The following is a 14,300-nucleotide window of genomic DNA, read 5'->3' on the forward strand; positions in this document are numbered from 1 at the left end:
CCTTAGTTTTTGCGAGTCAAGCTATCAGATACAATTCGTTCTTGTTCTTTTTTATGAACAGTTGGATCACCCTCAGCCGTACTTGAACGTCTTCTGCGGCCGATGTAACGTACTTTTACTTTTTCAGATGCAATTTCACGTAAATATGGCTCAATATATCCCCAAGCGCCCATATTTTGCGGTTCTTCTTGCACCCATACGATTTCTTCTAAGTTCGACAGTTTTGATAAAATGGCTTTAATATCTTTGGCTGGGAATGGATATAATTGTTCCACTCTCGCAATATGAAGCCAATCTTTTGAGTCTTCCATTTGAGTAAAACGATCACTAATATCGATCGATACCTTCCCGCTCGATAGCACAAGGCGTGTTACTTTTTCATGATCATGCACAAGGCCCGGCTGTTCAAGAACTGGACGGAACTGTCCATCTGTTAGTTCTTGGACTTCGGATAATGTGTTCGGGTTACGAAGCAGACTCTTCGGTGTCATGATGACAAGAGGACGAATCTCTTCACGAAGCAGCATTTTCGCCTGTCTTCTAAGAATATGGAAGTATTGAGCTGCACTTGTCAGGTTCGCAACTGTCCAGTTATTCTCAGCAGCTGATTGCAAGAAACGTTCTGTTCTTCCACTAGAATGTTCTGGACCTTGTCCTTCATATCCATGTGGCAAGAGCATCACAAGCCCTGACTTTTGTCCCCACTTGGCGCGGCCTGCTGAAATAAATTGATCAAAATACACTTGAGCCGCATTTGCGAAGTCTCCAAATTGAGCTTCCCAAATCACTAATGTTTCAGGAGAATAGACATTATAACCATATTCAAACCCGATGACAGAGCCTTCTGACAGTGGACTATTATGGACTGTAAATGATGCATTTGCATCACTCAGTTCATGAAGAGCAATGAATTCATCACCCGTTTGACTGTCGTGAAGAACAAGGTTTCTTTGAGCAAATGTGCCTCGCTCAGAATCCTGTCCGGTCATTCGAATCGGCGTACCGTCTTTTAATATAGATGCAAATGCCAGTGCTTCACCAAGTGACCATTCCACTTTGCGATCATCTGTAAACACTTTTGCACGTTTTTCAAGGATCCGCTTTAGCTTACCGAATACTTGGAAGTCTTTCGGCCAGCTAATTAATTCTTCATTCAGCTTTCTTAATACATCAAACTCTACAGATGTATCAACTGCAGGGAAGCCGTTAGATACAGGCTCTGGCAGTTCGATTTCTTGAATCGTATGTTCTTTCTTTGAAGGTACTTTTTTATAAGCTTCTTCAATTTTTGCCGTGACAGCCTGCTCAATTTCTTCTCTTTGTTCTTTTGACAGAAGGCCCTCAGTGACAAGCTTATCTGCGAAGATATTCTTGACCGTTTTGTGCTTTCTGACCGCATCGTACAGCATTGGCTGAGTAGTAGAAGGCTCATCCATTTCGTTATGGCCATATCTGCGGTAGCCAATCAAGTCAATTAAGAAATCCTTTTTAAACCGTTTACGGTATTCTACCGCCAGCTGAACAGCTGCTAAACAAGCTTCTGGATCGTCTGCATTGACGTGAACAATTGGAATCTCGAAACCTTTTGCAAGGTCACTAGCGTATTTCGTTGAACGAGATTCATTGCTTTCTGTGGTAAATCCAATCATATTGTTGGCAATGATATGGATCGTTCCCCCCACTTGATAGCCGACTAATTGACTTAAATTTAATGTTTCTGCGACAATTCCCTCTCCAGGAAATGCAGCATCCCCATGAATTAAGATGGCTAACGCTTTTTCAACGTCTTGAACTGGATAGCCTTTTTGAGTACGCGATTCTTGCGCTGCACGAGTGCTTCCTTCAATAATCGGGTCAATAAATTCCAAGTGACTTGGGTTATTGGCAAGTGTGACTCTTGCACTCTTTGTATCTTCATCTTTGATTTGGCGGTCAGCACCGAGATGATATTTTACATCCCCTGTCCATCCGTAGCTGATGCCAATAGAGCCTTCTGATGGTACAAGCTCTTTATTAGGCGCATGCTGGAATTCTGAGAAAATGATCTCATATGGCTTTCCTAACACATGTGCTAATACATTTAAACGGCCTCTATGTGCCATTCCAATGTTAATATTTGAAGTCCCTTGTGTAACAGACTCGGATATAATTTCATCAAGTACTGGAACAAGTGCGTCTAATCCTTCTATAGAAAAACGCTTTTGTCCAACAAATGTTTTATGAAGGAACTGCTCAAATTGCTCGACTTCTGTTAATCTTTTGAGTACAGAAACTAGTTTATCTGCTGGTTTTTTCTTAAATAATTCGCCAGACTCAATAGATTTAGAGAGCCAGTTGCGCTCTTCGAAGTCATGTACGTGATCAAACTCAAATGAAATGGTACGCTTATACGTATTTCTCAAATGGTTAATGGCTTCTATGCCGTTTGAAATGTGTTTAGGTGCATCTGGACTAATAATTGATATTGGAATATTCTTAACGTCTTCTTCAGTTAAACCGTATTCCTTTAATGGAAACAGCTCTTGTAATTCCTTTTCTTTGCGAAGAGGATTGACGGAAGCATTTAAATGGCCATACGTTCTGATGTCTTCTGCCAGTTTAACGACTGATGCTATCTTTTGGATTTGTTCAGAAGTAACTACGCTATTTTCTTTTTTCCCAATTTCCTCCTTCATTTCACTCGGTGGTGCACCAAGTTCATCAAATATGCCTCTTATGTCTTCATCAACACTAGTAGGATCCTGGACATATTGATCGTAGAGCTCGAGCACGTAGCCGAGGTTCGGACCATGAAATTCTTCCCAACTCAACGGTTGTTTCACATCATTTTGAAACATTTTGAACACTACCCCCAACTTTGATCATCAAGTGATTGAACACTATCTCGATATAACTTCCAGAACACAATGACCAAATTTATGTAATAAAACGCTTCCAATCATATTCTACCACTGTTTCGGATTACTTTCTACATTCTTTGTTCAATTAAAGATAAAAAATTCAAAGAAAAACAAAAAATTTAAATCATTCCGAAAAATATTTTAAAGAAAGGGGCAAAACCTTATGCCCCAATGCTTTTATGCAGCAATTTCTTGAGTAATGGATAGAGCACATCTGGCAATGTATCGACATCCGGTACAAAAATGCTGAACTTGCCATACATATCTTGGATCGTTTTCATCTGCGCCTCTTCAATCGGAGAATTGGATAAAAACACATTGATCACTTCAATTCCCTTTTTTCTCGCTTCGAGAACCGCTTCATGTGTATCCACGATCCCATTTTGTTCGTAGCTGAATGCAGCCGGCTCTCCGTCTGAGAAAACAATGAGGAATTTTTGCTCTTCTCTTCGTTTTAAAATCATTTTTGTCATTTGGCGAATCGCATATCCATCCCGGTTATCCTCTTCTGGCTCAAGTGACATAATGGATGGTCCTGCGTCAAATAAGGAATCTTTGAACGATACGACGGTGTTAAAGTAGTTCGGCTGACTTGTTTCAGTTGCGTCATTTGTATCTTCCCAGAACCCTACAATTTGATGAGGTACCTGCACTGATTTTAAAGCTTCATGAAACAGAACAATCCCTTTTTTTGTCTCATCCATTTTGTCAAACATACTTGCAGAGCAGTCAACTAATAAAGTGAACACAGCATCAATTTGAGAAGATGGCGCTTGTTTTTTATAAAATAGTCGAGGATTGGACTCTGTAAAATAACGAATGAGCTTTTTACTGAGACGCCCTGCATGAAGATCTGTTTTTGGCCATGATTTTTTATGCTCAAGTGTTTTTTGAATCATTTGTTTTAAGCGTTTCTGATAAGGCTCGATTGCCTTTGCGTGCTGCTTGTACACATCTATTTGCTCTGGTGAAGGAGGTTCTGGTGAAATCATGACTGGAAACGCATATTTGTTTTCTTTTCCATTCTCATGCGCATCTGCCCCGCTTTCTTCTCCTTCTGCCTCTTCTAGTGCTTCAAGCTTTGAATAGTCTTTTCGATGGGTTTGTTTGGCTGAACCTTGAACCGTTCCAAGCGCCTGATCTCCATCGTCACCTTCTCTTGCTGCATCTTTACCGAGGTCGCTTTTACCACCGTGTTCTAAATCAAATTGAAGGAAACTTTTAGATGGTGCTTCCGTTTCTCTATGCCATACTTCCATATATTCATTATGGATGTCTTCATCCCCCTCTTTTTCCCGATCGACTTTTATATCCTCACTTAACTTAGGCTTTCTTTTGAGGTCATGGAAAAGCGGTTCTTTTGCCGCTTTTTCATAGTCCAATTCTGGGAAGAAAAAGTATGTGTTCAGCATATCCTTTTCAAGGAGCTCATCGAAGCCTTCTGTCAATTCCTTCACAATGATGGCGATATCAGATGTCGAGCGTGCGTCATATACACGTTCAAGACTTGACTCAATAAACGGAATCATTGGATCTATCCGCTCATGAAGGGGTGGAATTTCTTCAAGCGGAGATTCGGCTGTCAGCTTCACGTATATCGCACAAAAGAGTGCATCTGTTAAAATACTACGCTCTTGGTTAATCGTTAATTGTGTTTTAAAGTGCCGTCTGTAAAGCTCCCTTCTCCGTTTAAATACCTTTTTTGTTCCTGGGCGGTCACGTTTAATCCGCTCTTCAATTCGGATATCTTCAAACAGCATAAACAATTGTTTGCACACATCAGGAATGGATAATGTGTGGGCATAGGAAATGATGTCTTCAAATACTGTAAGATCGCTATACACTGTCCCTACTGCTCGCAGGAACACATCACTTTTTAGGCCTGCCATCATATCCTCTTGATGACGATCATCCCAAAAATGGCTGATGAAAATTTTCTTTTCAAACGGTTCATAGTACGACTGAACACCGTATTCAAGCTCCACATCATCACTTTTGGCAAGTGTTTTGGCTAAATCCGTTAATTCCATAAATAGAAATGAATCGATTCTGCTGTCATTAAATTTGATGAATTTCAAAAGTCAGAACCTCACTCGAATAATGTTTGAGCGATATTTCTTACCGCTGCTTTTTCCCGGTCATCTTCTAGCTTCTCTACAATTCCTCGTTCAATTGCACGAAGCGGCGGGATATATTGCGCAAGATCACATGTATCTAACAGTGCACGAATGGATGCGGCTTCTTCACTGACCTGTCCATTGTGTGCTTGGACGATGAGATCTGATGAGAGCTGTACGAATTGATCGATTAACCGCTCATCCTTTAATACGGATTGAGTGTGCAGTACTTCTTTTAAAATGCCACCGCCAATGTAAGGAACTTCAATGACAACAAAACGGTTTTTCAGCGCTTCATTGAGCGGCACTGTCCCCACATACCCCTCATTGATTGCTGCAATCACGCCAAAACCTTCTTCTGCTCTAACGACTTCACCTGTAAATGGGTTTGTCATCATTTTTCTGTAATCAAGCACACCGTTTAAAATAGGCAGTGTTTCTGGTTTTGCCATGTTGATTTCATCAATATATAAAAGGTGTCCTTTTTTCATTGCTTTTGTAACGGGTCCTTCAATGAATTCTATAGAAGCAACTTGTCCATCATTATGGATGGTTTTATAGCCAATAAGACTTTCTGCATCAAGGTCAACTGAGCAGTTTACACTGTGCATCGGCTGTTGAAAAAACGCGGATAAAGTTTCTGCTAGTTTTGTTTTACCTGAGCCCGTCGGTCCTTTTAACAGAACATTTTTTCCTAGGGCAAGTGCAATCATGGCATCTTGAATAATAGACGTATCTTGTGATTCATAGCCGCCTGTTCCGATGAGCGGACGAAATTCTTCTTCGAGAACTTTTCCTTTTGCTTCGATCATTGCTTGAATTTCTTCTGGGAGTGATGGTTGGTTAAACATATATGATTAATTCCTCTCTTCGATCATTTTCCTCACCAAGTATACTAAAAAAACCTTTATGCACTCAATACATAAAGGTTCGTCTTCTGTTATTTTACCATTTCTTTTGTGATGGCTCCGCAAGCAATGCGTTTCCCTGAGTTGCCAGAAGGGTTGCTTAAGTAATCATCTGCTTCTGCATGGATGATGAAACTTCGCCCGTTTTGATCGATTAATTGATTTGGGCCTCCCTTTAACGTCACATCTGGTACATTCACAACAACATCAATTTGTCCATCTGCCCCTACTTCTAAATTAGGCATATCTCCAGCATGATGCCCTTTTGGGTTGTCGAAGCCATGCTCTCTATGGGTCGGATTAAAGTGAGCCCCCGCCGTTTCAAAATCTGGAGTTTCACATATTCCTGTTTCATGAATATGAAAGCCGTGAGGACCTGGCGGCAGTCCTTTCGCTTTCACATGCAGATCCAGCCCATTTTCTGAGGACTCTCTTATTTCAATGCTCCCTATTTTTTGTCCGCTTTCGTTTATGAGTGACGTTGTGACTGGTGCTTGTTTAGGTGCGGCAACTTCTCTTGTTTCTTCTGTCGTTTCTTTTTTCGGCGGTGCATGACATGCTGATGCGGTAAAGATCAAACATATCATGATCATCCACACTGACTTTTTCATTTATGACTGCCCCCTTTTGTTATCAGTATGGACAAACTGATGAGAAGGCAAACAAAAAAAGCCGAAGATCGGCTTTTTTAGAAGAAACGTTTCGCACCTAGGTAGGCTTTTTTCCAATAAGGATTGCTTAAGTTTGAAATTCCTACTCCGCTGTCACTTGCATGAAGGAAATCTCCTCCACCTAGGTATAGTCCCATATGAGAAGGACCTGCTTTGTACGTTGTGAAATAAACAAAATCTCCAACTTGTGGTGTGCTGACAGGCGTCATCATATTCCAGTATCCTGCTGTACTCAATCTAGATACTGATGAAACCTTATTAATGAGATAGTAAACAAAGCCGCTACAATCAAATCCAGCTGGTGTATTGCCGCCCCATCTGTAAGGTATGCCTGTGAGTTTTTTACCTTCTTGAATCATTGTCGTGATTTTGGCATTCATTGGAACGTCATTTTTATTATTGTTGACCGGTGTTGTTGAACCGTTTGACGTAGAACCATTAGATCCAGTTGAACCGGAAGCTGTTCCGTTGATTTTTAATACTTGTCCAATTCTCAGCACATCACTTTTCAAGCTGTTTGCTGTGCGGATTGATTGAACCTGCACCTTAAACTGATTCGCAATTTTCCATAATGAATCACCTGATTTAACCGTATAAGATGTTGTTTTACTACTTGAAGACTGATTGCTGTTTGAAGGCGTGCTAGGTTGAGCAGGTGCTTTCGGCTGACTTGGTTTTGACGTCACCGTTCCTTTTACCTTCAATACTTGATTTGGATAAATCGTATCAGATTTTAGCGAGTTCAATGTTTTAATTTCACCAATCGACATATTTAACGAATTGGCAATTTTCCAAAGTGAATCGCCTAATTTCACTTTATATGTACTAGATGCTGACGACGAACTATTAGAATTCGTTGATTTGTTACTTGAGCTAGAATTAGATGTTGAGTTTGAATTTGTGGACTGGCTGCCGCTCGTTTTCGTCGTTCCAGACACTTTCAGCTTTTGTCCAGGACGAATGAGGTCACTGTTTAAGCTGTTCAAACTTTTCAAACTTGCAACTGACATTTTGTGATTCTTCGCAATCAGCCATAATGAATCCCCAAGCTTGACTGTATAGCTAGATGTTGTTGAAGCACTTGATTTCGTTGCTTTTGAACTTGTTGATGAGCTGGATTTTGAACTTTTTGCACTAGGAATCTTTAAGCTTTGTCCTGCAAAAATCATCGTCGTTTTTAATTGATTAAGAGATTGAAGTTCCGAAATACTTGTGTTGTACTGTTCGGCAATCTTCCAAAGTGAGTCACCGCTTTTCACCTTGATCGTCTGTGCTTCTGCCGGTGCAGCAATAACAGCTGAGCCCGCGATCGCTGAAACTGTGAGGCCGGTTACTACTTTTTTCTTCATAGATGAATCTCCGCCTTTCATGATTTCGTCCCATAAGACTTATGTACTAGTTTTGAGTTTAGCATTTAATGGTTCTGCTTCTCTTGCACTATTTTATCTTTATTTCTATAATATTACTCGACATGAAGACGTTGGGCAATACTAAATAGGTTTTAGAGCAGCAAACTCAAAATGCTAAAACAAAGCCATATCGTTTCTATCGGCTGTTTGCTGTATTTATAAACAATTTTTAAGGAATTTTTAAGTTGACGTTTAGAAATTTGTCAAAACAAGCACGTTGCTAGTTTCATAGTTCTATTCTACATGACAAATTTTTCTGTATCAAATGACTTTTTACTTAATTGCCTGTTTTTTCTCCTCAATAAAAAAAGCACCCTTCCCAATGAAGAATGCTGTGTTCATGTTTACTTTCTGATTTCTTGGTCTTTTACAGTTAACGGATAGAGGACGCCTTCTTTCGCAAACGACATTTTCCCTGTTTCTTCTGATACAACAAGAACAAGGGCATCAGTCATGCCAGAAAGTCCAATGGCTGCCCGGTGTCTTGTGCCTAGAGAAGGGCTGACTTTTTTTGAGGTGAGCGGTAGGACGTTTGCAGCGGAAACAAGCGTGTTTTCTTTTACTAAAAGGGCGCCATCATGAAGTGGGTTTCCAGGATAGAAAATGCTTTCTATTAATGATGCGCTAATTTTCGCATGGAGGTTTGTCCCTTTTTGTATATAATCCTCCACCTCATCTCTCCTTTGAATCACAATCAGTGCGCCGTGCTTTTGTTTTGATAAGTTCTCAATGGCTAAAGAAAATTGAGCAAAACCTGGTGTGAATTCTTCCATATACGCTTGTAAATAAAACGAGGAAGCCTCTGCATGCATTTCATTAAACTGATCATGCAATGATTCGAGTTCACAAAGAAGGCATTGTTCGGTCTGGTCAAGCGAATCGACGATTTTCCTTGCATCCATCATAATTTGCGTTAAATGAGATTTCATTTCTAACTTAAACATCGCTTCTTCATTTGTGCGATTGATCATCTCACCATGTCCCTCCTTCTTTCGCTTGTGTCATAAAATAACAAATTGTGCACATTCTATTTGTATGGAGGTGAATTCAATATGACCATTCAAAAAGTGATTCAATATGCTTGCAGCATTTTAGGTGTTGTCAGTCTTTCTTTTATTTATGCCCAAATGTTCAAAAAAACGAAGCCCTCAAAGAAAAATAATCCGACGGAGAATTGATTTTTTTACATAGCGTGATATAATTCCTCTCGTTATTTCTGTTCAGAGAGGAACTTATGATGAGAGAAACGAATAGTATTCGAGCAAAGTTGGCACAATTTTTAACCATATTGATTCCGATTTTAATTACACAAGCAGGTCTTTCGCTCATCACATTTTTAGACACGGTGATGTCTGGAAAAGTGAGTGCAGAAGACCTAGCAGGTGTAGCGATCGGTTCGAGCATTTGGACACCTGTTTATACTGGTCTTGCTGGCATTTTAATGGCTGTTACCCCTATTGTGGCTCAGCTGATGGGCGGCGGCCGCAGGGAAGACGTTCCTCGTGCAGTCTTCCAGGCCATTTATTTATCTTTTCTTTTAAGTATCGTGGTGATTGTTATTGGATCGTTGTGTGTTCCTTTTATTTTAGGGAGACTTGGGCTTGAACCATCCGTAGAAACTATTGCCCGTCATTTTCTCAGCTTCCTTGCTATTGGGATCATCCCGCTTTTTGGTTATTCAGTCATGAGATCGTTCATTGATGCATTAGGAAAAACACGTGTGACGATGTTCATTACGTTAACCGCACTTCCTATTAATTTTGTTTTAAATTATCTCTTTATTTTTGGAAACTTTGGGTTTCCAAAGCTTGGCGGTGCAGGGGCAGGTCTTGCATCTGCGCTGACGTATTGGGCGATTTTCATCATGAGTATTTGTATTGTCATCAAAGCCGAACCGTTTGCATCCTTTCGGTTGTTTCAGACATTACCTCGTTTTAACGTCTCCCGAATGGGTCAAATACTGAAAATCGGTATCCCTATTGGGTTTGCGATCTTTTTTGAAACAAGTATTTTTGCAGCTGTCACACTCTTAATGGGTCACTTTGATACCGTGACAATCGCCAGTCACCAAGCAGCGATGAACTTTGCTTCTATTTTATATATCCTGCCGCTTAGTATCTCAATGGCTTTAACGATTGTTGTAGGTTTTGAAGCCGGTGCGATGCGATATAAAGACGCAAAAAGCTACAGCTATATTGGCATTGCAACAGCTGTTTTGTTCTCATTATGTACTGCAGCACTCATCTTGTTATTTAGACCTGAGATCGCTGGTTTATATACAACTGAATCAGCTGTTTTACAAATGACACAGCACTTTTTGATGTATGCGATCTTTTTCCAGCTGTCTGATGCGATCGCTGCACCCATTCAAGGGGCTCTGCGCGGCTATAAAGATGTGAATTATACACTGATTGCTGCGTTTGTCTCTTATTGGGTCATCGGCCTTCCAGCTGGCTACTTGATTGGCACGTATACCTCATTTGGAGCGTTTGGTTATTGGGTTGGGCTGATTACTGGGCTTGCCGCAGGTGCCATCGTCCTATTTGTTCGTCTCAGGTTGATTGAAAGACGTATGCATTCTGATACAACAGGAAAAGGCAGCTGACTGAAGTCAGCTGCCTTTCATTTAGTCATTCCATTGATACGTCCAGAAAATTTCTTCATCAAACCATTTTTGAACGACTGGTTCTTTGTTTTTCAACTTTTGTTCAAGCTCTCTTAGCATGCCTTCTGTTTGTGTTCTATGCGCTCTTAGTGCATTTAATTTGATATCTGCTACATCCGTAATATCAATCACAATATCGGCATTTCCTAGCACTTCTTCTCGATTTTTCGTAATGGCCATGCAGTATGTGACGGGACGGTCTTCTTTTTTCTTTCGGTATAGAGCACGAATGACCGCTTCACCTGTCGCATCATGATCAGGGTGTACGCCATGACCTGGATAAAACGTGACAATAAGAGTTGGTTTCACTTCATCAATTATGCGTTCCATCACATCCGCTAAATACTCATCATCTTCAAATTCCAACGTTTTATCCCGAAGACCAAGCATTCGCAAGTCTGTGACATCCATTTCTTTACATGCATGGATTAATTCCTGTTTTCTTAATTCAGGAAGTGTCTCACGGTTAGCATATGTTGGACTTCCCATATTTCTTCCCATTTCTCCAAGTGTCCCGCATGCATACGTCACTGGAATTCCACGTTTTCTGCTTTGCGCGATGAGCCCTGCGACCCCGAAGGATTCATCGTCGGGGTGAGGCAGCATCACAAGTACATGTTCGTTCATCACTGTTCCCCTCTCTCCTACACCTGAAATGGTGTTTCACTAATTTGTAATGAGATCGCTAGTTTTCCGTCTGGCAGGTGTCCTGCTAACAGCAGGCGACCTTGTTCATCAAACACGTAATCGGTTAAACCTTCTGCGTAAATCCAGCCATCTTCTGTTTTCATCCCGACACGATATGGGCCTTGTCCTTTTATTTTTGCCTGTGAATAGACAACTTTTGCGTTGCGGATATACGCCACGACCGTCATATTTTGCTCATTCACATGAGCTGAATAAGAACCGGTTGTCGTTTCAAGATGAACGAAGACTGGCCGATTTAAAAACGATTCAAGATGTGCTGTGACATCTTCCGTTTGAATTGGTTTCATGAGTGGTTCCTTCCTTCATTTTGAATTAGTTCTCGCAGCTTTTTCGTATGTAAGCTGATCAGCTGTAGTTGATGACCCTGCTCAATAGCACTTTCTAAAATTCTTTCCACAGCGAGTACATACTTTTGATGTAATGACTTTCTTGCGCGAGGATGGGTGCGTGCATCAAGCAAATCATCTCGTATCGCCTCGTGTAATGAAGTCATATCCACTACATCAAGCTGCCGATTTTTCCATAAAGATTGATAAGCGTGTGCAAGCTCATCGGCTGATGACATGTGATCACCTCTACAGTTTTGGTAACAACTTATTATGACATGATCCGCCTGCAAAAAAAAGCAAACTGCTTCGTCTCTTTAATGAGAATTCGCTGTTTTTTTCATTCGCAGTTGAGAGGTTGTAAATAGTAAAATCGCCACCCAAATACAGAGGAATGTCACGATTTTTGCTGCAGATAAGTGTTCGTGATATACAAACAGCCCCAAAAAGAGTGTAATGGTCGGTGCAATATACTGCAAAATACCAACTTGGTATAAAGGAATTCTTTTGGCCCCTTCAGAAAATAAAAGAAGCGGTACAGCTGTAAAGACACCTGCAAAAAATAATAGCCCAAGAGAGCCGAAGCTGCTCGGATTCATTGTGACAACAGGTTCTTTTAAGAAGAAGAATAAGTAAACAAGCGCAGCTGGTGCAAGAAGCAGTGTTTCAATGGTTAATCCAATGGCACTCGTAAAACTCATCCTTTTTTTAATCAGTCCATAGAACCCAAAACTAAAAGCCAATACGAAAGCCACGACAGGAAATGAGCCGTACTGAACAGTTGAGATGATGACACCAGCTGCGGCAATGAGAATGGCGGTGGTTTGCATTTTATTCAGTCGTTCTTTTAAGAAAATGATGCCTAGTAAAACTGATACAAGCGGATTAATATAATACCCTAAACTCGCTTCCAGCATAAGATCGTGATTTACCGCCCAAATATACACATACCAGTTGACCGAGATCAAAATAGCCGATAAAAGTAATGAAAAAAGTGCTTTTCCATCAATCATCAGACCTTTCACAGTCTGCATCGCTGGACGGACTTGCTTTAAATATAAAAGAATACCGCACATAAAAATAAAGGACCATACGATTCTGTGCGCTAAAATTTCGCCTGACGAAATATGCTCCATCAGTTTCCAATATAATGGGAACAACCCCCATAATGTAAAAGATGCAGCCGTATATAAGACACCTTTTGATTGTTGTTCGTTCAATCTAACCATTCCTTTCTAAACTTATCGTATATTATAGCACGCACATCACATTATGGGCATATACTAATTCAGGGCATTTAGAAAGGATGATTTGCATGTTTGACTGGAACCGATTATTCCCTTTTCAAAAGCAATTTTCAAAAGAAGCGTTAAAAAAATCAGACCCTAAAGACGTTGAGCAATATGTCAATCAAGTCATGGAAAGTGTTTTCGGCTCCAATTATTCTGCTCAATTCCCCTTTCAGGATCCGCTGTCTCAGAAGCAGAAAGCAAGAGAGACAGACGATAAAAAAAAGAAAGAGCCGAATGTTGAAGTATTTGAGACGACAGATCACGTGTTTGTCAAAATAGAGCTCGATCGTCCGAACACTGAAAAAGTAAAAATCAAACATACAGCCAATCTGCTGTTTATTGATCATTTTCCTGAAGAGAATAAACAAAAGAAGGTTGTCCTGCCTGCTGCTGTGAAAAGAAAAGGAACGAAGGCTTCGTATCAAGATGGTATTTTAGAAATTATGTTTTTAAAGCATGATGATCCAGGCATCTCTGAAATTGATATTCCATTATAAAAAGCCTGCTTTGAAATGGAAGCAGGCTTACTCTTTTTTCTTAATAATATGGTGGATATCCGCCGCCATAAGGTGGTGGAACAGGCGGTGGTGGTGGCGGGTAATATGGACGAGGATAATTAAAAATCGCACTTCCTAGAAATCCGCCAAGCAGTCCGCCGACTAAAGGAGCGCCAAAACCAAAAAACAAAGGGACTCTAGATTCATATGGCGGAATGCCAGGGGCACCGCCTCGAAAATACGGAGTATGAGGGTACATGCTTTTCTCCTCCTTTGTCATGTGCCTAACATCAGCATATTCATTAGGAGACAAAACGTTTGGGCAAACCTAAAACTAAGCTTGCTCCTTTTTTACATGAGATCCAGCATACTCCCCTGCCCAGCGCGATACTTCTCCGAACACACCATGTAATGCACTTCCTTTTTCGGTTAGACAATAGATGACTTTGACTGGCGTTTCAGGAAGTACAGTGCGCTTTATGATTCCTTCTTGCTCAAGTTCTTTTAAGCGTTCTGCGAGCATTTTTTGACTGATGGATGGAATAATATCCGTCAGGTCTTTAAACCGCTTCGGACCATCAAGCAATACATGAATGATGAGACCATTCCACCTTTTGCCAAGAAGTAAAAAAGCTTGCTGAATGTTTGGACATAATTGAAATTCCATATTTTTCAGCCTTTCTTTTCATGATCGTTTGACAAACTAACGGTATACAATTTAAAATATATCTCTAGTTACAATAAGTAAGTTTCTCACTTTTTTATTTATTGTACCATACTATTTGCAAAAACGGGAGGAAATATCCA

General features: G+C 40.5%; 15 protein-coding genes. 3 read left to right on the plus strand and 12 right to left on the minus strand.

What is annotated here, in order from left to right:
• Window positions 1–2: 2 nt before the first annotated feature.
• The 6 genes from sucA to cdaS all read right to left on the minus strand — a co-directional run bounded on the left by sucA (window position 3) and on the right by cdaS (window position 8,976).
• Window positions 3–2,837: a 2-oxoglutarate dehydrogenase E1 component gene (gene sucA, locus ES896_RS17245; RefSeq protein WP_035703265.1), complete on the minus strand. Its 2,835-nt coding sequence runs from the start codon at window positions 2,835–2,837 to the stop codon at window positions 3–5.
• 224 nt (window positions 2,838–3,061) lie between these two features.
• Entirely contained in the window at window positions 3,062–4,978 is a 1,917-nt protein-coding gene (locus ES896_RS17250) for a vWA domain-containing protein (RefSeq protein WP_135227102.1), read from the minus strand.
• A gap of 11 nt (window positions 4,979–4,989) precedes the next feature.
• Window positions 4,990–5,868, minus strand: a complete 879-nt coding sequence (locus ES896_RS17255) for an ATP-binding protein (protein WP_017367449.1) — start codon at window positions 5,866–5,868, stop codon at window positions 4,990–4,992.
• Between the two features lie 89 nt (window positions 5,869–5,957).
• The gene (locus tag ES896_RS17260) at window positions 5,958–6,536 is read right to left on the minus strand and encodes a superoxide dismutase family protein (protein WP_007500730.1); all 579 of its coding nucleotides are present in this window, start codon (window positions 6,534–6,536) and stop codon (window positions 5,958–5,960) included.
• 77 nt (window positions 6,537–6,613) lie between these two features.
• A complete protein-coding gene (locus tag ES896_RS17265; RefSeq protein ID WP_056704786.1) occupies window positions 6,614–7,945 on the minus strand; it encodes a C40 family peptidase in 1,332 nt (443 codons plus the stop codon).
• Between the two features lie 404 nt (window positions 7,946–8,349).
• Window positions 8,350–8,976: a sporulation-specific diadenylate cyclase CdaS gene (cdaS, locus tag ES896_RS17270; RefSeq protein ID WP_024718575.1), complete on the minus strand. Its 627-nt coding sequence runs from the start codon at window positions 8,974–8,976 to the stop codon at window positions 8,350–8,352.
• An 81-nt stretch (window positions 8,977–9,057) separates the two neighbouring features.
• Here cdaS and ES896_RS20445 point away from each other — a divergent pair, with 81 nt between their 5' ends.
• Both ES896_RS20445 and ES896_RS17275 read left to right on the plus strand, forming a co-directional pair.
• Complete coding sequence (locus ES896_RS20445; protein ID WP_003215647.1) at window positions 9,058–9,183, plus strand: hypothetical protein; 126 nt, start codon at window positions 9,058–9,060, stop codon at window positions 9,181–9,183.
• Between the two features lie 59 nt (window positions 9,184–9,242).
• Window positions 9,243–10,610, plus strand: coding sequence for an MATE family efflux transporter (locus tag ES896_RS17275; protein WP_019743266.1), 1,368 nt, complete (start codon window positions 9,243–9,245; stop codon window positions 10,608–10,610).
• Window positions 10,611–10,631: 21 nt separating this feature from the next.
• Here ES896_RS17275 and bshB2 read toward each other — a convergent pair whose 3' ends face one another.
• From bshB2 to rarD, 4 genes are all read right to left on the minus strand, one after another.
• On the minus strand, window positions 10,632–11,297 hold the full coding sequence (gene bshB2, locus ES896_RS17280; protein ID WP_135227103.1) for a bacillithiol biosynthesis deacetylase BshB2: 666 nt from the start codon (window positions 11,295–11,297) through the stop codon (window positions 10,632–10,634).
• Between the two features lie 17 nt (window positions 11,298–11,314).
• A complete protein-coding gene (locus ES896_RS17285; RefSeq protein ID WP_008346474.1) occupies window positions 11,315–11,665 on the minus strand; it encodes a YojF family protein in 351 nt (116 codons plus the stop codon).
• The gene (locus ES896_RS17290; RefSeq protein WP_135227104.1) at window positions 11,662–11,943 is read right to left on the minus strand and encodes a hypothetical protein; all 282 of its coding nucleotides are present in this window, start codon (window positions 11,941–11,943) and stop codon (window positions 11,662–11,664) included. The genes ES896_RS17285 and ES896_RS17290 overlap by 4 nt, the downstream gene beginning before the upstream one ends.
• 78 nt (window positions 11,944–12,021) lie before the next feature.
• Window positions 12,022–12,933, minus strand: coding sequence for an EamA family transporter RarD (gene rarD / locus ES896_RS17295; protein ID WP_039165518.1), 912 nt, complete (start codon window positions 12,931–12,933; stop codon window positions 12,022–12,024).
• An 86-nt stretch (window positions 12,934–13,019) separates the two neighbouring features.
• On the opposite strand from rarD, the gene ES896_RS17300 reads away from it, so the two are divergent.
• A complete protein-coding gene (locus ES896_RS17300; RefSeq protein ID WP_135227105.1) occupies window positions 13,020–13,493 on the plus strand; it encodes an Hsp20/alpha crystallin family protein in 474 nt (157 codons plus the stop codon).
• Between the two features lie 40 nt (window positions 13,494–13,533).
• On the opposite strand, the gene ES896_RS17305 is transcribed toward ES896_RS17300, so the two are convergent.
• A complete protein-coding gene (locus tag ES896_RS17305; protein WP_003215921.1) occupies window positions 13,534–13,752 on the minus strand; it encodes a hypothetical protein in 219 nt (72 codons plus the stop codon).
• 75 nt (window positions 13,753–13,827) lie between these two features.
• Window positions 13,828–14,160, minus strand: a complete 333-nt coding sequence (locus tag ES896_RS17310; RefSeq protein WP_008346466.1) for a winged helix-turn-helix transcriptional regulator — start codon at window positions 14,158–14,160, stop codon at window positions 13,828–13,830.
• Window positions 14,161–14,300 lie beyond the last annotated feature (140 nt).

Origin of the sequence: Bacillus sp. 005/A4HT-01/001 (assembly GCF_004634445.1) — a bacterium.
Taxonomy (GTDB): Bacteria; Bacillota; Bacilli; order Bacillales; family Bacillaceae; genus Bacillus; species Bacillus altitudinis.